Consider the following 23,867-nt stretch of genomic DNA (forward strand, 5'->3'; position numbering starts at 1 on the left):
GCCAATATGACACTCCTTCGCCCCGTGATCGCTGCACTTGTGCTGGCCTGTGGCCTGGCCCTCGCCCCCGTGGCAACCTACGCCGAGCCGGATAATGCGGTGCAAGCCACCAAATCCGTCCACCCAGCCATTCAGCAGGCTGACGCGCACCGGGAAAAAGAAGCCCGCCGCAAACGCTACCTGCTGTTTTTCCCCATCGCCGTGGTCGGCGTCACCGTGGCACTGATTGTGATTACCCGCCGCAAGTAAGCCTGCGACGGGAAACATCCATTTTCTCTCGACAGATCAGCGAAACCGACACGCTGCGCGGTCTCAGCGATACGTCACCGGCTCGGTAATGGCTGTACGCTGCCCGGCCTCCACCTCCTTGTGCACATTGACCATTGGGGCGAGCACCGCGTCGCGGCCGCGGATATAGCTCTGTTCTTCGACGACAGACAGGTAGGCCTTGTTCAACTCCAGTGCCCGGCGGGCTGAAGGCACCACCAGCGCGCTGATATCGCCCTTCAGTTGCGCCAACATGGCCGGTCTCAAGTTCCCGCCCTCATCGAAGAAACGCTCACGCACTTCCTGATTCGACCGGTACTCATCCGCCCCTCCCACCTGTTCCAGGTAAAACGCATACTCGCCCCGGCCATCTTGCCGCTGTGGCTCGGGAATACCCGCCAGGCTTTTCTGGCTCCAGTGATACCAGCCCCGCTGAAATCCCTGACCGGCATCCAGCTTTCTTTCCATGGTGTAGGTACTGTCAGCCAGCGCACCCACTGCCCCGTGGCACCCGGCGCAGGTAGCCAGTTCCTCATACGACTGAGGCCGCAGCGCGCCCTGGTCATCCTCGATGAAGCCACTGAAACGCCAGCCGCGACGATTACCCACCCCGCGCTCTATATCACCGATGACAGGCTCCATGCGGTCAGGAAAATCATGCGCATCCTTGAGCTCATCGTCCGCCAGCTCCCGGTGCTGAAAATATGTCAGCCAGCGCGTTTTACGGCTGTAGCGCAGCTCCTTCATTCGCGGCGCCATCACCACTTCGCCATCATCGGCAATATCCAGATAGCGCACGCTATGTACAAACTCGGTACCCAGCGGATAAGCTCCTGCTGACAGTGGCGCCGCCCCCTGTTGCTGGGCCACCCTGGCCAGCCCCACATACTGCATGTCACGCCCCTCAAGGGGAGCCCAGTCGAATACCACTTCAGTAGCACGATCCAACACACCGTTGCGATTCAGGTCGACCCCGTAATCAGCTTCCTCTACCGCCTCTATCGCCACATCCTCACGCTTGATCAGCGACTCCACGATCGCCAGGTTGAGACGGTAAACCCGTATGTCGGGCTCGCCTTTTTCATTCTGGCGGTATGGAGAATCCAGACGAATCAGCACATCATCCGCAGAACCATTAGTGGGGAAAAATGTGCCCGGAAACGGCGTATACGCCAAAGCACGCCACCCCGTCAGCTTGCCTTGCGCATCGCGGTCAAAACCCTGCTCATCAAAGCGGTAGGCCACGTCAGGCACGTAACCATCCCAGCGGCCATTACCATCACCATCCCAATGCGCAGGCAGTTTTCCGGTCAGGGTTTTGGCCAGTTGCACCACGCCCCCGGACTGATAATTATCGGTTCGCACATAAGCCAGAATCGCCTCATCACTGATCGCCTCACGCTCTTCGCTGCGATCCACGAAAAGATTATCCCAACGATTAACCGTGGCAGGCCGGGCAAAATCGTAGGCCAGCTGCAGATCAAGATCGTTGGTGAAATTCGGTTCTTTACTGGCGGTATGACAGACATAACAGGGGTTACTCACCATCCCCTTGGCATCTTCGGTTTTGGTATAACACTGTGCAGGAATCGTTGCCGATGGATTGGACAAATACAGGCGCCCCAGATTATCCCCCTGCGACGCATCAGATTGGTCACAACCACTCAGCTGCCATACCGAAACAGACATACCCAAAATAAAAAAAATATTTTTCATAGCAGCAAAAGGCCGGGGATAACCCCGGCCCTCCTCGTTACCGTGATTAATTTCAATCCATGGCCGGGAACGGACCGACATACCCGGTGTAGGCACGGTGGTCCAATGAGCCATCCGGGATCTTGCCGGAGTCAGATTCGCCATAGGGGTGCTGCACCACACTCATCAGGTAGGCGAAGCCATTCACGTTGGGGTACCAATAGGGAGAGGTGGTTTCCGATCCATAAGGGGTAGTCTGGATACGGGTCAGACCGGCGGAGAAATCCGTCGCATCCACCTCGTCAAGGTTCAGCGACCAGATCACATCATTCTGGTGCCCGGAACCGGTGTCCTCACCAATAATCAGCGTGTTGTAACCGGTGATAAAGGTCACATTATCCGGATTGGCCAGGCCGTTTGCGTCACAGGAGTAAGACGCAAACGGGCTGTCAGCCGAATAGCTGGCAGGCTGACCGGCAATCAAGCCTTTCATGTTCTGCGCCACGTAATCAGAGCCGATGCCGGCATCACTACCAACATCCAGTGCATACACACCACCGCAGCTGTTAGCTTCAGCAATACGAACATGATTGATCGTGGACAGATCGTTGGAAGAGTTATCTTCCATGCCACGCCCCACTTCACTCATCGCCACATAAAGCTTGCCGCCATCCGGGTCGAAGGTCACACCTTCTTCTTTACGAAACTCTGTGGTCGCCCCCATCAACGCAGCATAGCGGCGAGTCTCAAGACGGGATGCCGCCAACTCCATACCGGGCTTCACTTTCAGGCATTCCTTATTGCCATTGGATGCGGTGGCAGTGAAACCATCCGGACAATCCTCACCGGTCATGGCTGCGGTTTCGAACAGGTCATCGAATGCCGGCTCATCCGGGCTGGCGAATAGCGCTTCGATATCGCTGTTGCTGGCATGGCCCAGGCTGATCCATTCCAGATCCGCCTCACCGATACCCGCCGCCGATGTCTGGTTCCATTTGGCGGCATAGAGGTTGCCCGCACTCAGATCACCGGCGGTATCCGCAACAAACATGTAGAAGCCCACGTTGGTGCCATCATCTGTCATGTAGACGGTTTTTTCGTCGGGCATGACATAAGAAAGCTCAAAGGCCAGGCGGCCCATGGCGTAATGTTTGACAAGATCGCTGGTGGGCGCGCTGTCACCCTCGGCAGCCACGGTAATCTCGATATTCCAGCCCCACCAGTAAGGATTCATGGCCGTCAGATCACCCCCGAAGTAATCTGCCATCGGCTCATAGTAACCATCAATCTCACCGGTCACCGGGTCACGCTCGGAAGCATCCGGTTCGTACTCTTCGCTGGCCAGATGGGTATTCCAGGGGGTCACACTGGCAGCACAGTGCACCCAACCACCGTCCACACCGGACTGGTCGATTTGCCAGAGATCCTTGACGGAAAGATGGCCAGTCTGTTTGTTCTGATCCAGCTCCATCAGGAACATGGCGCCTGGGCGGGTTTCCATCTGGGAGACGGAGAACAAACGATCACCGATCGGCAACAGGGAGGTGTGCTCATTGGAATCGGTAACACTCAGCTTGCCGTCGTTGCCATAGAGCGGCTGCCCCATCTTGTCGACCAATTGGCCGAAGACCACATCCCCGTTTACCGCATCGCCGGAACGCAACAGGGTATGGAAACCGATCTCGTAGGTCTCACCATCCACCTCAACGGAAGGAGACGCCAGGATCTGACGCTTTTCCAGATCCGTTTCCGGGGCTTTCACCGCCGTGAAGGAAAGGGTTTTTCCAGCCGGGTCGCCAGGTGCAACAGGGTCATTAGAATCACTGTCGCCACCACAGGCAGCAAGCAGAAGAGCAGTTAACGTTACAGCACTGACTTTGGTCGCCAGTGCCGTTTTGGCAAACGGAATCCGGTACATGAGTGTTCTCCCCGTGAATTGTTTTCAGAGGCGAACAGTGAAGCGGTTTTTTATGACAAAACTGTCACAGAGATAAGAAGAATTTACTCAACACAAAACCACAGCGTCGGACATCCAGCACGCTCCCGTTGCCAAGGCCAGACAATGGGCTCTGCCTGAAACAGGCGCATCACTCCATTCCGTGACAAACATAAAAAAAGCGGCCCGTGGGCCGCTTCTTCGTTTGCACCTGGCTCAGGAGAACGGGTGGCGCTTGATGATGGTTTCCACCCGGTCCGGGCCAGTAGAAATGATATCAATGGGCGCACCGGTGACTTCCTCGATACGCTGCAGGTAAGCCTTGGCGTTGGCCGGCAGATCATCTTCCGATTTGGCACCCAACGTAGACTCCGACCAGCCCGGCAGGCTTTCGTATACCGGCTTCACTTCTTCGTAGCTGTCCGCATCCCAGGCACACTCCAGCGAGTTGCCGGCCGCATCCTGATAGCCTACGCAGATGTTGATTTCTTCCAGGCCGTCCAGCACGTCCAGCTTGGTCAGGCACAGGCCGGTAATGGAGTTGATCTGGATGGAACGCTTCAGCGCCACCGCATCGAACCAGCCGCAACGACGGGCGCGGCCAGTGGTGGAACCGAACTCGTGTCCTTTCTCGGCCAGGTAACGGCCATTTTCGTCAAACAGCTCCGTGGGGAACGGACCGCTGCCCACCCGGGTGGTGTAGGCCTTGGTGATACCCAGCACGTAATCCAGGTATAGCGGGCCGAACCCGGTACCGGTGGCAGTACCACCGGCCGTGGTGTTGGAGCTGGTCACGTACGGGTAGGTACCGTGGTCGATATCCAGCAGGGTGCCCTGGGCGCCTTCAAACATGATGTTCTCGCCACGCTCGCGGGCACCGTGCAACACGGCAGTCACATCGGTAACCATGCTGCGCACGTCTTCGCCCAGTTGCAGGGTTTCATCCAGGGTTTTCTGGAAATCCACTGGCTCGGCATTGTAATAGCTGCGCAGAACGAAGTTGTGGTAATCCATCACTTCGCCCAGCTTGGCGGCAAACAGCTCGCGCTGGTACACATCACCCAGGCGCAGCCCCCGGCGAGCCACCTTGTCTTCATAGGCAGGGCCAATGCCACGGCCGGTGGTGCCGATTTTTTTGTTGCCGCGGGCCGCTTCACGGGCCTGATCCAGCGCCACGTGTACCGGCAGGATCAGCGGGCAGGCCGCCGACAGACGCAGACGCTCGCGTACCGGCACACCCTGATCTTCCAGGCCACCGATTTCCTTGAGCAGCGCCTCCAGGGAAAGCACCACGCCGTTACCAATCAGGCACTGCACATCTTCGCGCAGAATGCCTGATGGAATCAGGTGCAGGACCGTTTTCTTGCCATCGATCACCAGGGTGTGGCCGGCGTTATGGCCGCCCTGAAAGCGGGCTACCAGTGAAGCCTGATCGGTCAATAAATCGACGATCTTGCCTTTGCCTTCATCACCCCACTGGGTGCCGAGAATGACTACGTTCTTACCCATGATTGCTTGCTGCCATCTGTTCAGGAAAAAGGAAATTCGGTTTAAAGGTCGGTCACAACCCAGCCATCGGCCTGGGCGACCAGGCGACGCTGGCATCCCAGCTCGGCCGGGTCATTATCGGCGCCGGGCAAGGCCAGCACCACGCGCTCACCCTGCTCACGCAGGGCAGCAACGGTGGTCGCAAAGGTGGCGTCCTGCAGCGAACCTTCCGCCAGAATACCGGTGAGCGCGGCAGATTCCGCCCGCTCCGCCAGCATCTTCAAATCTGCACTGAAACCGGTGGCCGGCCGCGCCCGACCAAAGACTTCACCAATGTGATCGTAACGGCCGCCCTTGGCCACCGGCTCACTCTCACCGGGCAGGTACGCGGCAAACACGCAACCGGTGTGATAGTGGTAGCCGCGCAGCTCACCCAGATCCAGGTGCAATTGCACACCGCGGGCACCCAGCACATCGACCAGCACCGCCAGCTCATCCAGTGCCGCCATAGCACCCGGGAAAGGCGACAGCAGCGCCCGCGCTTCGGCCAGCACGTCCACGCCCCCCGCCAACCAGGGCAAGGCTGCCAGGGCTTTACCGGCAGCGGCAGGCATATCATGGCTGGCAATGAAGGTGTCCAGCTCTACTCGTGCCTTGCGGACATAAATGTCTTCCAGCTGGCTCTGCTCACTGTCGCTCAGATCACAGCTGTCGAGCAGGCCACGGAACAGCCCCACGTGCCCCAGATCCAGCACCACGTGCTGGTCCACACCTGACAGCGTCAGCGTTTCCAGCAGCAGCGAGATCACTTCCAGGTCACTGTCGGCACCGGAATGGCCGAACAGCTCCACGCCCAGCTGATAAGGCAGGCGTGTGCCACCGGCCACCACCGGGCGGGTACGCAGGGCGCTGGAGCAGTAACATAGGCGGGAAGGGGCATTGCGGCGCAGACTGTGGGCATCCATACGCGCCACCTGCGGAGTAATATCCGCACGGACACCCATCAGGCGCCCGGTGAGCTGGTCGGTAATCTTGAAGGTTTCCCGCTCCAGATCTCGGCCACCGCCGTTCAGCAGGGATTCCATAAACTCGATCAACGGCGGGAATACGAGTTCATAACCCCAGCGCTGATACAGATCCAGCGTCTGGCGACGCAGCTGCTCGATGGCCCGGGCGCGACCCGGGAGGACTTCTTCTACCCCGTCGGGCAGTAGCCACTGTTCTTCCTGATTCATCATTTACGACCGCATCAGTAATAACAGGCCCGCACCCAATACCATGAGCACCAGCCCCATAATTCGCAGCAGGCGACTATCCAGACGCGCCACCTGAAGTGCTGCCTGGCGCGCACGCACAGGCGCCAGAAACAGCGGAAGGCCTTCTATGATCAACACCAGACAAAGCGCCTTGATCAATAAACTGAAATCCATTGTTCCTGCCAGACAGCCACAAAAAAACCGGGAGCCTGCGCGCCCGGTTGCGGCATTCTACCACGGTCTCCCCGTGGCAGATAGGTTACCGACGGATGGATCAGCGTAGCCAAATCCGCTACGGATTCACCCTCACATCGTAACGGACAACCCCTTGATTCCCCGGTAATAACTGCCCGGAGAACAGCCACTGCAGGGCGCCCTCATAACCCGGGCCGTTGCTGCCATCCGGCGTGCTCAGGCTACAGCCGGACAGATCGTCCGGCAGTGCCGCCGGGCAGGCCGCCGCCGTATTCAGGCCACTGAATGCGGGCGTGCTATCGTTCACCGTCACCTCGGTCAACGCCTTGGCGCCCTGGTTAGTGAAGATCAAACGGTAACGGAGCACGTCGCCAGGGGCAGCCTGATTGGCTGTGCCGTCATTGCTGTCCACATCATCCACAGTACCCTGCACACCGTCCGGACCAATGTTGCGCACCTGTTTTTCAAGCAGCAACTTGCCTGCAGAAAGACGGGTGGTATCGCGCACTTGCACCATCGCCTGCGAACCGGTCCCCGTAAACGCCTGAGTCGCCAACAAAGGCCGGGAGTGCAGCGCATCCAGGGGCGCATCCGCCGGAGCAAAGACTTTCACCAACAGGCAAACGCTATCGCCGGCCTGCACGGCAACGCCGGTCACCGGCTGAGCGGCCTCCCCGCTATCCAGAACACCATTACAGTTACTGTCCCGATAGAGCGTATCCGTCCAGGCAGGGGCAGCGGGCACGGTGTCGGGCGCCCCGAAAGTGAAATCCACCGTTCCGGCGGTGCGCGCGGTAAAACGGTGGTCGTAGAACAGGCTGTTGCCCGCATCCACCACCCCCTGACGATCCGGTTCAAGAACCGGCAGGCCCACATCACCAAACAGGATGTCACTCCATACGGTGCCGCTGGGCGGCACCGATAATGTTATGGTGTCGTCATCGCCAGCACCGACGGCAAGGTTTGCACCACCGGAGCCTGCACTTTCACTGATGGACTGATAGCCGTTGGGAGTCTGGACCAGCAAGCAAGCAGCCTTCCCCACGTCCGCTAACGGCGGGGTCAACGCCCAGGCCCCATCGCCATCCGTGGTCGTCTCAGCCAGCACCGTATCCGTTTGCTCGCAAACACCATTGCCATCAGCATCGTGGTAGAGCCGCACCGACAAATTGGCCAGGCCCGGCTCGTCGGCCCCCTTACTGCCATCGTGAGCGATAGCACCACTGCCGTTATCCTCAAACACCCAACCGGAAAGAGTACCTGCCGTATTGGCCGAGGCCACGGTGACCTTGTAATCCTCAACCTCGCCATCGAATACCACCTGCCCACCGGCAGCCACATCCGGAGTGCTGGACAGACGGAAGCGGGCATAGGTATCACCGATAAAGGCTCCCGGTGGCACAAACACACTCAGATCGATGGCTCCGTTAGCCGCGTTACTGTCCTGGGCATCGTTGTCGCGCACATTCAACGCCACCTGTTCACTGGCATCGTCAAAATCGTTATCCCGATTCCAGTCGATCCAGCCCTGCACGAAATTGGTGCCTGCGGTCTGTTCTGTCAGAGTGATCGAGATCACCGCGTTACCGCCGGGAATCAGTGCGGAAAAACTGACGCCATCTTCTTCCGGGCCATCCGCATCCGCATTGGCCGAGTTCTGGTCGGCATCTTCCGGATCCGGACCGATATCACCCAGGTAAGGAACGGCAGGCTGCAAGGTGGCTACGGTGAGCGTATTCACATCCGTATCTGTCTGGGGCTTGCTGCCACCAGTGGCATCCCTGCGCGAAACGTGGCCGCCGCTTTGCGGGTAACCGCCGGCAATATCGCCATGATCCACCTGTAGGAAAACGCCAAAGGCCATTGCCTGGGAGCCGCCGCCATCAACAATATGTGATGTGCGGCGTGCGTCTTCGGTCAAGCCCAGCAAAGTACCCGTGCTGACCGCCAAATCCCCAGTGGTCACCACCATTCGCCGGTTGCCATTTTCAAAGCGCACCCTCAAATCAGAGGCCGGCGCCACCGAAAAAATCTCCCAGGGCTGGCCATCGGTTTCCCAGGTCAGGCTTTCGTTCTCATCCGTATCTTCCGCATCAGCCGCAATAATGTCAGCCGGGACCCGCTGCCCATTGAGGTAGACCTGCCAATCAATATCAAACTCCGGCGCCTCACCACTGGCATTATTGGAAAGCCCAATAGGGTTCACGCCCTGATACAGATCATCCAGGCGATCGCCGGACCAGCTGCCGGTGTTATAGACATTGACCGTATCAGTCAGGTTGTCCAGCGTGGCGCGAATTTCCACCGGGCCAAATACCCAGTTCTTGCGAATCATTTCCCCGACCTGATAGTTATTGCGGACACCGCAAGACCAGTCCAGCCAGTAGATCGCATCGCGAAAATCACCGGCACCGCCACTGGCAATGCCGCCGCCAGTAGCCTCCGACCCCTGCGGGCAGGTCACCACCGCCCGGGTAGACACCTGGTAGTCCTCCACTTCGCCATCATCCGCCCCTTCATAGGGATCGATAGAGGGCGTTGTAGACCAGCGGAAACGGGTGATCACATCATTGGCGTCCACTGTGCCCGTTGCCGCACTCGCTATGATATCTATCAGCCCATCGCCATCGGTGTCCTGAAGGTCCTCGGCAATCTGCTCCCCGGGGTCATCAAAGTCCCCATCCTGATTCCAGTCCACCCAGGCTTGCAGGTACCCTCCAGCCCCCTCCACAGCCACTGTAATCGGATCGATACTCGGCAGCACAGAGGGGAAAGTTACACCGTCATCAAAGGTGTCTGCATTGGCATTGGGATCGGCGTACCCGCCCACATCCTCTGACACATCAACGCCAAGGTGAATGCCATCCACCAGAATATGAGACGGGCTCTGGTAACTGGCAGGCGCATCACCATAGTCAACCAATACCTGGGGAGGGGCATCGATCACACAGACTTTCTGCAGGTTGCTGGAGCCCCCGGTGGAACCGGTAAAACCGAAGAACACATTCGGGTCACCGGCAAAATCCAGAGTGGTAAAATCGCGATTCACCACAGCCACCAGTGCACCGTCAAAACGGTACTGCAGTTGATTGGATACCGGATCCCAATCCAGCGATACCGTATGCCAGCCTCCGTCCTCAATATTTCCCAGGTCCACCACTGGGCTCAGCAAGCTTCCGCCGCCACTGGAATCGGTATAATTTACCGGGTCATAAATAACCGTATGATCATTGGCAATATCACCGTAACCCCCACCGTTGCTGTACGTATCGAATTCCACCGCCACAGCAGGATCCAAGCCACCCACCCCCAAGGCGCCACCAAACACACCGGTCGCACTGCTGCCGTCCTCATCATTCTGGAAAGCAAAGGCAATACCATCCGCACCACTGGCGTCTTTAGTACCCAGATAGATGGAAAACTCCACCGTAAAGGGGGAAAGCAGACTAATGCGATTCTGTGACCAGGCAGAGCCGGACTGATTGCCACTATCCTGGGTCAGGGTAATTTCATTACTAGAGGTATTTCGCGTGGCACTGCCACTGAGCGACAGGTTCGCACTGATTGCGGCATCACAGGTTTGTGACGTGACATTCAAGCGGTAATCTTCCACCTCACCATTTCCCGCGTTGTTGCCTATCCCGGGATTTGTTGACTCGGTAAATTTAAAACGCGCATAGGTCACACCGGACGCAGCAGAACCCGGCACATTAATGGTCACCGGCGTGACCGTAACGAAATTGGAGGAATTATTGCCGCTGGATGTTTCGCCGTTATTGGTGATCTGACGATTGGATACCATCCGCTCGCCGGCATCGCTGAAATCCCCATCCCGGTTCCAGTCGAACCAGACGTTCAGGTAACCCGAACCGTATGTGGTCACCGACAGTTCGCTTTGCTGCCCCGGAAAGATGGATTGATCATTCAGAGCGCTTCCGCCCAGGGTAACGCCATCTTCATCGTCAAAGTTGACAACCGCGCCCCCCGCCCCATCAAGGTCATCACCGTCCGCGCCCGCACTGGCTTGCTGCGCACTTTCATGGTCTGGCACCAGACCGGCACCTAAACCCAGAAAACTGCTTACAGCCTGTCGGGCAGCCACATAGGGCGAAGGGGCATCGCCGTAATCCGTATTGCCGTCCACCACATCATCGAAATCGTCAACACGCAGAGACAAATAGGAAACACGCCGGGCGGTACTCGACGAGCTTTCTGTTCCGTACGCATTATCATTCTGAACCCGAAAAGACGCACTGGATGTTTCCGAAAACACCACACTGGCACGGCACTCGGGCTCGACGGTTGTGGCACCGTCGGTGCAATCAGTATCCCGCCCTTTTATGCGCGTGTTATAGCCGCCAGACGCCGATGAAGAAACGGTGGTATCCGTGTTAACGGACACATAGGAACGCGTTTTTTCACCGGTGTTGAAGTAAAGGTCATCACTGCCCGTGCTAGAGTTGTTACTGTCCAGATCGAACCCGGTAACGATCAACCGGTCCACAACAACAGGCGTGGTGGTTCCCTGACGAACCACCGTTAACCGCAAATCCTGGTAGGCAATATTTTCGCCGTTATCCTTGTCTCGCAAACTGGCAAACAACACGCCCTCTTCCACCCCCAGACACTGAAAGCTCCCGGCCTGATCATTGTCTTCCTGCAGCACCTGAACCAGAACATCCAGCGCCTGACCGTCGTAGCTTGCGGATGTACCAAACCGGTATGTCGCCTGAGAGCAGTCACTGCCGCTAAGAATTGTCCGCGAACCATTCAGCGGCAGACTAATAGCTTCTGCGGCCCCACTCACCAGGCACAAGCCGATAAAGAGCATGGCAATAAAAACCTGCATTGCCAGCAACCCTGCAACCAGTTTGCCTTTATTTTTTTTCGGTTCGGTTGTCTGCATCGTTTTACTCCACCCGTAACCCGAAAATAAGAACGGCGGTTTCACCCGCTTTCAATTCGCCCACATTGACCGACACATCACCGGTACCCGCTTCGGCAGGTGCAACCACATCGGCGCTGCAATCCCCCGAGGGAAGCTGGCAACGGGTCGCGGAAGACAGCATGGTTGTGAACGGCTGGGTGCGATCATTAATGGTCACTTCATACATGCTCTGCGCCCCGGTATTGGCTGCCGTCAGGCGATAAATCACGCACTGCTCGCCAGGTGTTGCCGTAAATCGGGTATAGACAAAACAGCCATCCGCAGTACAACTGCCCGGGCCATCCGGCACGCCATCACAGTCGGCATCCAGTGCCTGCTCTTTGGTCACGGCCACATCGGTATTGCTGGTCGTGGTGGAATCCGTCGCCGTGTCGGTCACCGTCTGCCCGGCACCTTGTGCCGTAACAGTGAGCGTCTTGAGGTTGGTAATGCCGTACGCTGCCGTGGCCGGGGCAAAAACCCGGGCGAACACGGACAGGCTCTCACCCACGGCAAGCACACCATCTGCCCCGGCAGTCTGCAGAGGAGTGCCATCGACAATCAGGGTATCCGCCGTATCCCATTGCCCATTGCCGTTGCTGTCCTCGTAGAGGGTAATCGACCAGCCATTGTCACTGGCGCTGTCAGGCGTGCCGCTGAGCAGCACATTGGTCAAATCCACATTACCGGTGTTGGTGAGCTGATGGCTATAAAGCACGCTGCTGCCCGGCGCCACTTGCCCGGTCTGGTCCGGCTGCAGGGAAAGTGCCGGTCCCGCCACTACGACCACCTGATCCAGCTTGATGTCACCGGCATTACTGGTCGGCGACAAGGCTCGCAGGTACAGCGGCAAGGTATCGCCTCCGCTAGCCGATTCCGGCACCGTGACCTGGGCACACACCAGCCGCTGGCTACCTGCCGGCACCAGCCCGGTATTGGTAATGGCAACGCCATTGGCGCTGCAATCTGCCGATCCACCATCACGGTAGAAGGTCACGCTCCACCCCGCAGGCAATTGCCCCGGATTGAAATTGCTGTTGCTGGCATGCAAGTCGTAGCTGTCCTGCCGCGGCCCGGTGTTATTCACGTACAACACAAAGGTACCGTGATTGCCCGGCGCCACAGACAAGCTGCGTACCGGCGAGGCCTCCGGCCCCGGCCCTTCACCCGGAGCGCTACCGTTAACCGGCTGATCATTAGTGAGATCCACACTGTTGGTGACAATGCTGATGAGCGTATCGGTCACCGCATTGCGGACCTGGGGATCGGTGATTGAACTGGCAACCTTGGTGACCTGGAAAGGGCCGCCCAGTGCATTGGGAGGCAGGATTGCCTGCAGGACAACCCGCACACCGCACACACCATTTCCGGCATCACGCACAAAACGGGCCGGACATTGGCCGCCTTGATCGGCCAACGGGATCGGGCCTGTGTCAGGCACGCCGTTGCCATCACTATCCACCAACGGAGTAGCGCCATCCGCCTTGAGTAACTGGAAGACGGTGCCCTGGGGGAAGGGGTCGCTTAGTGCCGCCCCGGAACGGTCGTTGGCAGCATCGATAGTGATATCGAAACGGTCTTCGCCATCGCCAGTATTCCAGATCACGTTGTTGAACAGCACAGTGCCACCCTGGCCGGCGCTGGCAATCTCGACACGGTTACCGGTATCGCTTACATCATCACTACCCGTCACGCTGTCGTTTTCGCTGTTATTAGCCACCACAGCCGGGGCCAACGCCCGGTCAATAACCTGATAGCTCACGGCATTGGTGCTGAACGGAGACGGTGTACCGAAATCCGTATCGCCGGCTTCGTTGGAATAGCGGAAACGGCCCGTATTGCGAACCCGGTCACCGGCGCTCAAGCCCGCATCAAGAGTGACATCGAACGTGAGGGTGCCGACACCGCCCGGCGGCAACTGCGTAACAACCGCCCGTACCCGATCCTGACAATCCGGTTCGACAGCATCCGTATCGTAGGCACAATAACGGATCAGGTTAGGGGCATTGCCCTGATTGCCATCATCGCCGTCGTCCGTGAGTGGAGTATTACCGGTAAACGTCCAGCGAGCGGAATCCGGCACATAGGTCATGCCTGCTGACACCCCATCCACGGAAACGGTGGGCAGCACATCTTCAATGACGATATCGGTGGCCGCCTGGTCCGATGGGTTACGGTAATCCAGGGTGACGGTGATCGGCCCATCCGGGGAGCGGCCTTCCCGCTGGCTCAATGACTTGACCACTTCAATCACCGGGCCATCGATGACATCCGCTTCATCCGTATTGATAGCCAGCAGGGAGTTATCCGCATCACTGCGCGCACGAACCTGCAATGACGGCTGTTGGCCCGCCACCGTTCCAGCCGACAATTCAGCTTCCACCACCAGCGAAAACGTTTCGCCGGAAATCATGTCCGGGGTCCGGCTATCCCAGCAGCCATCCGCGTCTGTCTGGGTAAACAAGGCGCCCCCCGCATCGGGTTGGCCATCGCCGTTGCCATCGGCGTAAACGGCCCAGGCATCAATGTCGCTATCCACATTGGTAATACACAACTGATACTGGTCGCGCCCATTACCGGTATTGGTCAATACATGGGAGAAATAGACCAGCCCGCCTGGCAGTGCTGGTTTGCCCTGATCACTGACCAGTTCAATGCCCGGCACGTTCTGCACCAACGTCTGCACCAGATTGGAGGTCACCCGCTGTGCTTCCGCCTGCTCCGTACAGCCATCATCAAGGCAGGCCCGGTAACTCGCCGATGCCTGGTTCTTGATCACGGTGCCTGCCGCCGGTGTGGCCGCCTGAACACTGGCTCCCAGCATCAGCAACACCATCAGCCCTGTACGTTGCAGTGTCTTCACCCCAACTCCCCTTTACTTCACTGGCGCCGGCGGCACGAATTCATCGCCACCACTGCGGGCAAAATCAGCCCGCAACACCAACGGGCGACTTTGCGCATCCAACGGCATCAACTCAACACGGCGATTGATGACCCGCTGTTCGTTATTCGCGTCAGGCAGAATAGGCAGCTCTTCGCCCAGAGCAACACGCTTGATGCGGCCATTGCTGATGCCCCCATCACGCAGGTACTGCACCACCTGGTCCAGGCGGCGAGCCGCCAGTTTCTGGTTATAACTTGCCGCGCCTTTCTCATCGGTAAACGCCTGCACGCTCACCTGCAGGGTCGGGTACTGTTTCAGCACCGCCAGATTGCTTTCCAGCCGGCGCACTTCAGCGTCAGCCAGCTCGTTCTGGTCAAAACCGAAATACACCGCCGGCTCCCAAACCTGGGTGCGGCTTTCGCCTGCTACCAGGCCTGCGCCGCCAGCCGCAATCCCGGTGACTGTCACCAGGCCGGTGCTTGTTACCCGGGCTTCCACCGGGCATAGCTCATCATACTGTGCATACAGTGACTCGGTGCTGGCACATCCCGTCATTACTGCCATGCTCGCCAGGATCAATAACGCCAGCCGCGCTTTCATCATATTCATCGCGCCTCTCCCAGATAACTGCGCTGCCCGGCGGCTTTGCTGCCCAGCCAGCTCAGGTCATCTTCATCGAATTTGTATTCCAGGCCAACAAACACGCCTTCCGCGTTATAGCCTTCCGGGTCCAGGTCATCGTCACGGAAACCGGTGAAGTTATAGCCCACACCCATGCGCAGATTACGGCGCACCAGTGCATTGACGGTAAACCCGTAGCTGTAACGGCGCTCTTTAACGCCTTCCGTGGTAATCGCACCACCATGCAGATCCAGATCAAAACGGCGGGTGATATCCCAGATAATCCGGCCATCCGCCACATAGGCATCCGAGTCCACATCCAGATTGCCCAGCTCGGTCTGTTGCCATTTGGCGCCCAGTCGACCAGAGAAAATCCAGTCATCATGGGCCTGATAGTTATGGTGTGTGGAGAACAGATGCACGGTGCGGTCGCTGCCACCGCTGCCGCCCCACTCTTCTTTCCATTTGTACATGAATAGCATGTGGTGGCGGTTGTCCCGACGCGGACGGCGGGCCATGCCCAGGGTGACAATGTTGTCGCCTTCCTTGGCTTCCGTATCGAAATACTGCAGGCGCAGGTCATCACGCACCACCGCAGACCAGTCTGTATTCACTCGCCAGATATTGGCCGCACTCAGCCCGTAGTACTCACGATCATCGCCAAAGCGGGTTTCCACCCGCCCCAGAGTCCGGCGGTTTTCATTGCGTTTGTCTTCTGCGCCCACGGACAGGGCCGTGGCATCCTGATTGGTCTGTCCGTCCAGCGTCTGAATCCACTCCATGGACGGCGACACAGTCAGACCCGGCTCGATCTCGATGTCAGACTTCACACCATTGGCTGCGGCCACATCGCGGCCATCCACGGCACCGCGCAAACGGTACTCGGAATACACATCGGTATTGCGGGTAATCGCAGAACGCACACCTGTGGTGAACTGCTGTGTTTCCACATCATCGTCCAGCGTATTGATACCATTCAGGCTGTTGATGATCTCGTAACGGCTGTAAAGACTGGTTTTCTCGGTGAGCTGCATGTCCGCATCGGCCGCGATACGACGGCGGCTGGTATCGTTGAAGGCCTGCTCGTATTCCGCACCAATCTGAAAGGGCTTGCCCAGCAGATTGAAGCCCCGGTCAGCACCAAGAATATAGGTGCCGAAATCTTCACTGCCCTGGACATCCTTCTGCTCGATACCGCGCACACCGCCGCGCAAGGCGGTGGCACCGATCCGCTTTTCCCCGATAACGCCCAGGCTGTTCTGCTCTTCCGCTCCGTCCAGTTGCTTGGAGCGGATACCTTCCACTTCCACGGAAAAATCCCGGGCCAGCATCTGCTCGTGGCCCAAACGCATTTCTTCACGGGCGGCACTGATACCCGCTGACGGGTTATCAAACCCGGCCTCCGCACGGGCCCAGCGCAATTCGGTACGCGAACCATCTACCCACAGACGCTCACCATTAATACTGTAGGCGCGCCCTTCCGGATCATTGTTTTCATGGGCCATGGAACCAGAAGACACATTGATGCGGGTGTTTTCATCAAGTTTGTATTGCGCGGAAACACTGGTCAGATCGAAACCTTCGGTTTCATGTTCATCCTGGGTGCGGCTAACGCCCAGCTGCAGCTGATCGGTCAGGTCATAGTTCAGGCGCGCGCCAAGGACATTGTATTCCTCGGCATCGCCTTCCACGTTATAGCTCACGCGGACAAACACCGGGTTCAGGTTGGCGTCCACCGTAGGAACCACATCGTGGAAGCGGATATCCCCGGTGAAATAATTCACCGAGTAATCCACGTAACGGGTCAACGGCGTGGTTTCGATAACCAACCCCGGGTTGTTACGGTCGCGAACGATAATTTCCACAGTCTCGCTGTCACGGGCCGGATCGTTACTCAAGGTGAACAACAACGCCGTACCGTTACCCGGCAGCTCTTCGGTTACTTGCTCCATGTCCGGGCGGGCAGCGAATACCTGGAAACGGGCACGACCGTTATCGTAGACGCCATTCAACCCGGTCAGGGTACGTTGAGTGCGGCCCAGGTCATAAAAATCATTCTGCGGGTCGGTGAGATAATCCCCCCACATGATGCTGCTGCGGTCCTTTTCCAGTTTTGCATACAACTTGCTGCGGCTGCGGGCATCGTAACCTCGCACAGACGCATCGCCGGGGATCGGATAGTAATCCGCCGGGTTCAGGTCACGGCGCACTTCGTCTTCGGTGTCCAGATCCTTGTCGGTGTCGTAGGCCAGTGTCAGGTGGGCATCACCACGGACTTGACCTTTCATGAACACGGCAGCCCGGCCATCCACGCCATCGTCAAATTCATCGGCCACATCCGTGGGCGCATTGCCGTTATCACGCAACCTGCCGGTGCGGCTTTGCACCTGTAAAAAACCCGTCGCCAACAGGGGACGCAGGGGCGCGATCTGTTCAATCTGGATACTGTCACTGAAACGGTCCAGAGTCGCACGCAAGCGTACCGGGCCGGTGTATTCCGTACTGCGCAGATGAGCCAGTGCCACCCCGTCCACCAGTTTGATTTGGTGGCCCGGCGTACCACTTTGCAAATCCTCTTCCAGCCACTGGCCACGGTCAGTTTCCAGTGTCACGAAGTGACTGCCCAGCGCCGGGTTACCTTTGGCATCATTGAGGCGAACACGCACCCCCAGGGTTGAGCGTCCACCGTCTGCCGGCAGCGTATCGGATTCGGTTTCCAGGGTAATGGACTGCGGCGCCGCCGGGCGCACCACGGTTTTTTCTGCCATCACCCGCTGATTACCGAACATGTCCCGGGTGCTGACTTGCAGCATGTTTTCCCCTTCATCCAGGGCAACGCCATACCAGGTGACAACCTGGGCGCGCTCACGCTTGTTGACCACCTGCTCACCCAGTTGCGCCTTGGCCACCACCTTGCCATTCACGCTAAGGACCGGATCCACGCCCGCACGCACCACCACCTGAAAACGACCATCACGGCTCACGCCACCACGCGGCCACAACCAGGCGCCCTGCTCCGCCTGTTCGCGGGTAATGCTGGCAGCCGCTTCCTTGGTGTTCTGCATGGTGGCTTCCGGGTTGGCCGGCAGCACCGCAGCCGTGTCGGTTTTCTCACCCTGAGACTGGGAGACTTTTTCCCAGGCATCAGTGAGCCCGTCATCCCCGGTCTGGGTATAGACACCGCTACCCAAATCACCGCTGCCGTCGGCCTGACGCAAAACCGGATTGATAGTTTGCTGACGCAGTGGATCAAAACGCGCCGCTTCATCCAGCATCCAGTCACCGTTCATGGATGCATTACGGGCTTTAAGCTGTTCCGCCAGCGCTTTCGCCTCATCGCCGGTGGGGCAAACGGCGGCAAAATCCGCACGGTGGTATTCACCGGAACGCAAATCCACAAAGCGGCTTTCCGGGTCCGCCGCATGGCGATTGTCGATGGGCTTGAGCTTGACGCCGGCCGGCAAGGTCAGCGGGTCCACCTTGATGGTATGCAAACCCGGGTTCAGACCGTAAACACTGTACTGGCCGTTCTCGTCGGTAATCACCCAGGTGCCGTCCTGCAGATACAGCTTCACGCCACCAATGGGCCACTCACCATCGTTCTGCAGATTATTACAGTCCGCATCCACATAGACCTTACCGAACAGCATGGCCTTGTCTGACAGCACGCCTTCGTTGCGGATCTCCACTTCGGCTTCGTCCTGGTTGGAACGGTAGGTAAACCCGGAAGCCGTGTTGGCCTGGGCCGTGGCCCGGTTGATGCCATCGCTGTCCACCGCACCGGCCGACAACCGCAAGCCGTAGTGCAATGTCACCGTTTCACCCGCCTGCAACGGCAGCGCCACCACGGAGCCATTGCTGCGCTCGCGCTCCAGTCGGAAGGTCAGCTGCGGCCCGGGGCGTCCCGCCGGGTCCGGCATTTCGACACGCTGCCCGCCCACTTCCAGCCAGGCGCTGTCATTGATATAACGGAACCCATAGGGCAGCTGGTCGATAATTCTGCCGGCGTAAAGCGCATCGGAGTGGTTGTTCGTCAGGTTGATGCTATAGGCGAGCACATCCCCCACGGCGGCGCTGTCTTTCTCCACATTTTTGTCCAGCACCAGAGTACCGGCCGTGGTATTGGCGCTCGGGTCCAGCGGAATATTCACAAACACATTGGACGTGCCCAGCAGGAAGGCACCGTTGTTGCTGCCCGCTACCCTCGCGGCTTTGCGCCCGACCGGCGCCTGATAACCTTCCAGGCCATAGGAGCTGTCATTCACATTGGAGAAAAAACTTCCGGCTGCTGCTGGAGACATGGTTGACGGGAAGCTGTAGCCCGCCGGCGGGATCACATCCAGGTAGTAACAATGGCCGGGGGTGGCAAACGGATATTGATAATCCCCCAGCACAGAAGTGTTATCCACGTTAGAGGTATTGGTGTTTTCTCCGTCCAGGCTTTCACCGGTAAAGGGATCGGTACCCACTTCATAATCGCTTTGCGCCAGGTCAGCACAGCTGCCTGCGCCACTAGCGGATAGCGTTTGCCGGGACTGGTACAGGGTCACCTGCGCACCGCCTACCGGGTTACCGTTACTGGAATCAAATACGGTTCCTGCCGGGTCCACCGCCGCCACATCAGACACCACTTCGTAACGCTCCACGTTGCCAGTGGGCCCATAGATCGGCATCTGGAAACGGGCAGTCAAGGTATCGCGGGCCTCACTGCGCAACGCACAGGCTTCATCCAACACCTGACTTGTGGTGGTATCACTGTCGAACTCCCGCGCCTGGGAGGTATTCGCGGTGGAAGGGCACTGGCGGCCATAACCGTTTTCATCCGCGCTGAGCACAAACGGGCGGATACTGCGGAATACGCCCGAGTCCGGCTTCGTCTCACGCATGACTACGCGCAAGGAGTCACCGGTCAGGGCCGACTCCACCGTCACGATGATCAGGCGCTCACCGGAGGGAGTACGCTCCAGGAACTCCCGCCGGGTCGGGGACTGGTTGAGCTGTGAGGCGTTCAGGCGCAGGTAGACGCCATCGGTGAGCACTCGATTGTTTTCAGCCGGCAACAGCGCATACATATCTGCCAGCTGGAAATCACTGTCTTCACTGTGCCGCGGCGCCTGCCCGGAACGTGACACCTGCGGCGTGGGGCGCTCAAACACCAGTGTCGGACGAACCGAGCCCGCCAGAGTGTTGCAGACGGTATTACTGGAAAAATCGTCCGTGCCATCGCCATCGGTATCGACTACGGCCTGGTTGTAAATCCGCGTATTGCTGGTCAACCCGGTGCCAACCTGCACACCGAACGTAAAGCCGCCGGACTCATTGGATTCCATGGCCGACGCGGGTACCAAAACCCCAAAGCGGTCCACGGGTGTTGACGGTGACCACTGATCAAAGCGGATCCATTCATCATCCGCATCCCCGGAACGGTGCACCACCGCGACAGATTGAATTGGCGAGATACCGGTAGCACTGCCCGGGCGTAACTGCACGTTGGCCGGCAAGGCATCTTCCAGCATGACGCCCTGCTCTACCTGACCACTGATCAGGAAGCGTCGCTCTGCCGGGGCGCTGCTGCCGGTATTCGTATAGCTGATGCTGTAGTCCAGCGATTGCCCTTCCTGGGCAGGGTTATCACAGCTCTGGCTGCTCGACTTGGTCAGATTCAGGAAGGCACCGGAGGCCACCGTGACACTGTCTTGCCCGGAGTCGAACACATCAACATCCGTTTGTGACTCGGCCAGTACCGATACTCTCAGCACATCATCCTGACCTTGCCCGGACGCCACCGTGCCAGCCACCACGAGGGAAAGTGACGCCCCGGCAGGCAAGCTCACCGGCGCCGTAATTTCCGGCTCACCGGCATCGACCACACCGTTGCCGTTCACATCTTCATACAGGCGCAAGTTCAGCAGATCACCATCATCGCCGGCACTGTTCACCGCCGTCAGGCTGTAGTCATCGTCCACATTGCCGGTATTGGTCAGAACATGGGGCAGGTTAACGTGCTGGCCGGCGGCCACGGTCAACGCATTGCTGTTACCCAGCAGCACATCACGGTATGGCGCCACAACAAGCTGGGACACATTGGAGCTCTGCGTTACCACCTGCCCGGTGAGCGGGTTCAGGTAGCGCACCTGGGCCTGGTTACGCAGCACGGTACCGGCCGAGGTCGCAGCCGCAATGGCGCCGCTGGCAATCGCCAGCAGCGTCATTACGCTGATTGTCCAAACCCCGATCCGCTTCAATTCACGATGTCCTGTCGTTCCCATGCGGTGCTTGAGCACCTTTTTTTGACCGCCCCGGCGATCATGTTTTAAGAGCTTTCTCAGGCGTTGCGCACAGCGCCTGAGAAAGCTCTCCCCCTCCCCCACAAGGGGAAGAGGAAGAGCCCGGGAGGGGCTTGCTTAGTTCACTCGCACACAGAACTGTGCTCTGGCGCTCTCACCCGCAGGCAACTCACCAATCTCCCATTTCACCTCTGGATCAGTGCCGGAATTGGCCACCGTGTTGTTATCCGAGTTAGCGGTCAGGAAAGTGGTATACGGGGTGGTTTCATCGGTGATGATCACGTTCTTCGCCGTGGCCGCACCTTCGTTGGTGGCCGTCAGGTTCCAGATCACACACTGAAGGGGCTCCACCTGGGTGGTTTGACTTGCAGCAAAGCCGGAATCAGGGATCCAGAGCGCGTCCGCACTACCGGTGTCACAACTGCAATCGGCATCGACGCCCGCCGCTTTGTCGAGGCGCACCTGACCGAGGATGACGTCCGTCACGTCAGTGGCCGTCGCCGAAGCTGCAGCTCCCGCACCGGGGTCGGTGTTGGTTGCGATCAGGCTCAATGTGTCCTGAGTCCCCAAGGCAGCTGTACCCGGTGCGAACACAGTCACCTGCAGTTCCACTTTCTCACCGGCGTCCAGCGTCAGCTCTGGCGCGTTATCGCCGTCTGCATCCACCACACCGATTTGCACCGGATTGCCCGCCTGATCACGTACCCACAGCTGGCCAGCCGTGGCCAGAGCAGCGACCTGGCTCAGCTCACGGTAATCGTCGGGAGCACCGTCGTTGTCGGTGTCCACATACAGCTGGGTGGTGTTGGTCCAGTCCGGCGCATTGGAGTTAGCTGCGCTCAGCTCAACAGTTTCAGCAGAGTTACCGTCGTTGGACAGTACGTGCAGGTAATCCACATTACCGCCGGGCTGTACCTGGTTGGCACCGTCTGGAGTGATGCTGATATCACGGTTGGCAACAACGTCTACCGCATCCAGCTTGGAATCGTTGATGCCGCTGTCAGAGGCGGAGACCACGGTGAAGGTCACTGGATAATCACCATCTCCATCCGTTGGGCTTGTGGCTGAGCCAGCCCCATCAACAGCGTCAGCACCAGTGTAATCCGCTTCGGCCTGGGCCACGTTGGAAGACACCTTGACTTCCGCGGTGTAGTGGTAAACCGCCCCGCCAGGCAGGTTTGGAGTGGCAGTGACCACGTTGCCTGCATTGGTAACGTTATCCAAGATGCCATCAGGTGGGCCGTCCGCCCCGTCACCGGTGTCGATACCCACTTCCTTGAATACCACGGACCAGCCGGAAGGCAGCGCAGAGCCGAGGAGGTAAGACTGGGGGTTACCGGATTCATTGGCGACAAACAGGCTGAAGCTGGTGGTTGCACCGGCCGCCGCTGAATTGGTGGTGATTGGAGTGCCTGCCATGTATTCATCTGCATCATCTGCACTGTCACCCAGGCCAATGGCCGTGGCGCTGTTGGCAATATCCACGTTTGCGGCAGTAATCGCTGCCAGCACACCCTGAGTGCTGTCATCGCTTTCGGCGGGGTCGCCAGCAGACGTGGCAGTGAGCGTGTAGGCATAGGGGCCTGCGACACTGGCCGACGCCGGCAGATCCGCTTTCACGGTAATATTCAGCGCATTCGCTGCACCTGGCGCCAGGGAACCAGTATCCGGGTTGCCGTCGCCGTTGGTATCGGTGATTTGCACGGTACCAGCCGCATTCCAGAAGCTGTAGGTGGTGCCCGCGGGGAAAGTGCTGCCCGCCGTATCCACGCTCAGTTCAAACACATCGTCGCCGTTACCGTTGTTGGTGATGGTGTGCTGGAAGTCCACCACGGCACCGCTGGCGGCGCTGGCGACGTTAAACACATCATCATCGGTGGTATCGGGGGCGGTTTCGGTATCGTCCGCATCCACGGCGTAGGTCTGACCGATCACGGTGGTGACCGTGTTGGACTTGACTGCGTCCTCAGTAGTGCCGTTGTCATCATCCAGATTGCCCTGAGCGGCAAAAAGGTTCTTTATCTCTGTGCCTGCCATCGCAGCCGGATCAAAGCTAACGGTAAACACCACAGACACAGTGGTATTTACCCCCAGGCTGGCATCAGTCAGCTGGATACCAGGAATGTCCGTTCCAGTAGAAGAACCATCCCCGTCCAGGTCCACACCCGGCTCATCAATTAAGGCCAGTGTCGCCGGCGTGTACATGGTGGTCGCATCCGCCGGGATGTTCTGGCTCGCACCCGTACTGTCTTGGTAGCTATCAGTAGACGCTAACAAGCCATTCACCGAATTGATTTCCACAAAGGTGGCA

At 58.6% G+C, this 23,867-nt stretch carries 11 protein-coding genes; 1 reads left to right on the top strand and 10 read right to left on the bottom strand.

Translation table 11 applies throughout. The features are described 5' to 3' along the window. A partial coding sequence (locus tag A3730_RS25465; protein ID WP_231884046.1) for a hypothetical protein occupies positions 1 to 249 on the top strand: 249 nt, incomplete at its 5' end. A 63-nt stretch (positions 250 to 312) separates the two neighbouring features. On the opposite strand, the gene A3730_RS25470 is transcribed toward A3730_RS25465, so the two are convergent. The 10 genes from A3730_RS25470 to A3730_RS25515 all read right to left on the bottom strand — a co-directional run. After that, positions 313 to 1,983 (bottom strand): hypothetical protein, encoded by a 1,671-nt coding sequence (locus A3730_RS25470; RefSeq protein WP_063520565.1) that lies wholly within the window; start codon positions 1,981 to 1,983, stop codon positions 313 to 315. Between the two features lie 52 nt (positions 1,984 to 2,035). Beyond that, a complete protein-coding gene (locus A3730_RS25475) occupies positions 2,036 to 3,880 on the bottom strand; it encodes a PhoX family phosphatase (RefSeq protein ID WP_063539254.1) in 1,845 nt (614 codons plus the stop codon). 234 nt (positions 3,881 to 4,114) lie between these two features. Beyond that, positions 4,115 to 5,407, bottom strand: a complete 1,293-nt coding sequence (locus A3730_RS25480) for an adenylosuccinate synthase (protein ID WP_063518842.1) — start codon at positions 5,405 to 5,407, stop codon at positions 4,115 to 4,117. Between the two features lie 41 nt (positions 5,408 to 5,448). Beyond that, positions 5,449 to 6,624 carry an ATP phosphoribosyltransferase regulatory subunit gene (locus A3730_RS25485; protein WP_063518841.1) on the bottom strand — a complete coding sequence of 392 codons (1,176 nt, stop codon included), beginning with the start codon at positions 6,622 to 6,624 and terminating at the stop codon, positions 5,449 to 5,451. Next, positions 6,625 to 6,816, bottom strand: coding sequence for a DUF2065 domain-containing protein (locus A3730_RS25490; RefSeq protein WP_063518840.1), 192 nt, complete (start codon positions 6,814 to 6,816; stop codon positions 6,625 to 6,627). It lies immediately after the preceding gene. Between the two features lie 118 nt (positions 6,817 to 6,934). After that, complete coding sequence (locus tag A3730_RS25495; RefSeq protein ID WP_063518839.1) at positions 6,935 to 11,743, bottom strand: CshA/CshB family fibrillar adhesin-related protein; 4,809 nt, start codon at positions 11,741 to 11,743, stop codon at positions 6,935 to 6,937. A 4-nt stretch (positions 11,744 to 11,747) separates the two neighbouring features. Further along, positions 11,748 to 14,627, bottom strand: a complete 2,880-nt coding sequence (locus A3730_RS25500; RefSeq protein WP_063518838.1) for a DUF11 domain-containing protein — start codon at positions 14,625 to 14,627, stop codon at positions 11,748 to 11,750. A gap of 12 nt (positions 14,628 to 14,639) precedes the next feature. Beyond that, positions 14,640 to 15,257 carry an OmpA family protein gene (locus tag A3730_RS25505; protein WP_063518837.1) on the bottom strand — a complete coding sequence of 206 codons (618 nt, stop codon included), beginning with the start codon at positions 15,255 to 15,257 and terminating at the stop codon, positions 14,640 to 14,642. After that, positions 15,254 to 21,481 carry a hypothetical protein gene (locus A3730_RS25510; protein WP_063539255.1) on the bottom strand — a complete coding sequence of 2,076 codons (6,228 nt, stop codon included), beginning with the start codon at positions 21,479 to 21,481 and terminating at the stop codon, positions 15,254 to 15,256. The genes A3730_RS25505 and A3730_RS25510 overlap by 4 nt, the downstream gene beginning before the upstream one ends. A gap of 192 nt (positions 21,482 to 21,673) precedes the next feature. Further along, positions 21,674 to 23,867 (bottom strand): DUF11 domain-containing protein (locus A3730_RS25515; protein ID WP_063539256.1); only part of this gene is annotated, 2,194 nt, incomplete at its 5' end.

It is taken from the genome of Alcanivorax sp. HI0044, from assembly GCF_001634945.1.

What these genes read in the sequence shown, in the direction of transcription:
- A3730_RS25480 (WP_063518842.1), bottom strand. Translation starts at nt 5,407, where the DNA reads ATGGGTAAGAACGTAGTCATTCTCGGCACCCAGTGGGGTGATGAAGGC.
- A3730_RS25475 (WP_063539254.1), bottom strand. Translation starts at nt 3,880, where the DNA reads ATGTACCGGATTCCGTTTGCCAAAACGGCACTGGCGACCAAAGTCAGT.
- A3730_RS25495 (WP_063518839.1), bottom strand. Translation starts at nt 11,743, where the DNA reads ATGCAGACAACCGAACCGAAAAAAAATAAAGGCAAACTGGTTGCAGGG.
- A3730_RS25485 (WP_063518841.1), bottom strand. Translation starts at nt 6,624, where the DNA reads ATGATGAATCAGGAAGAACAGTGGCTACTGCCCGACGGGGTAGAAGAA.
- A3730_RS25510 (WP_063539255.1), bottom strand. Translation starts at nt 21,481, where the DNA reads ATGACGCTGCTGGCGATTGCCAGCGGCGCCATTGCGGCTGCGACCTCG.
- A3730_RS25490 (WP_063518840.1), bottom strand. Translation starts at nt 6,816, where the DNA reads ATGGATTTCAGTTTATTGATCAAGGCGCTTTGTCTGGTGTTGATCATA.
- A3730_RS25470 (WP_063520565.1), bottom strand. Translation starts at nt 1,983, where the DNA reads ATGAAAAATATTTTTTTTATTTTGGGTATGTCTGTTTCGGTATGGCAG.
- A3730_RS25505 (WP_063518837.1), bottom strand. Translation starts at nt 15,257, where the DNA reads ATGAATATGATGAAAGCGCGGCTGGCGTTATTGATCCTGGCGAGCATG.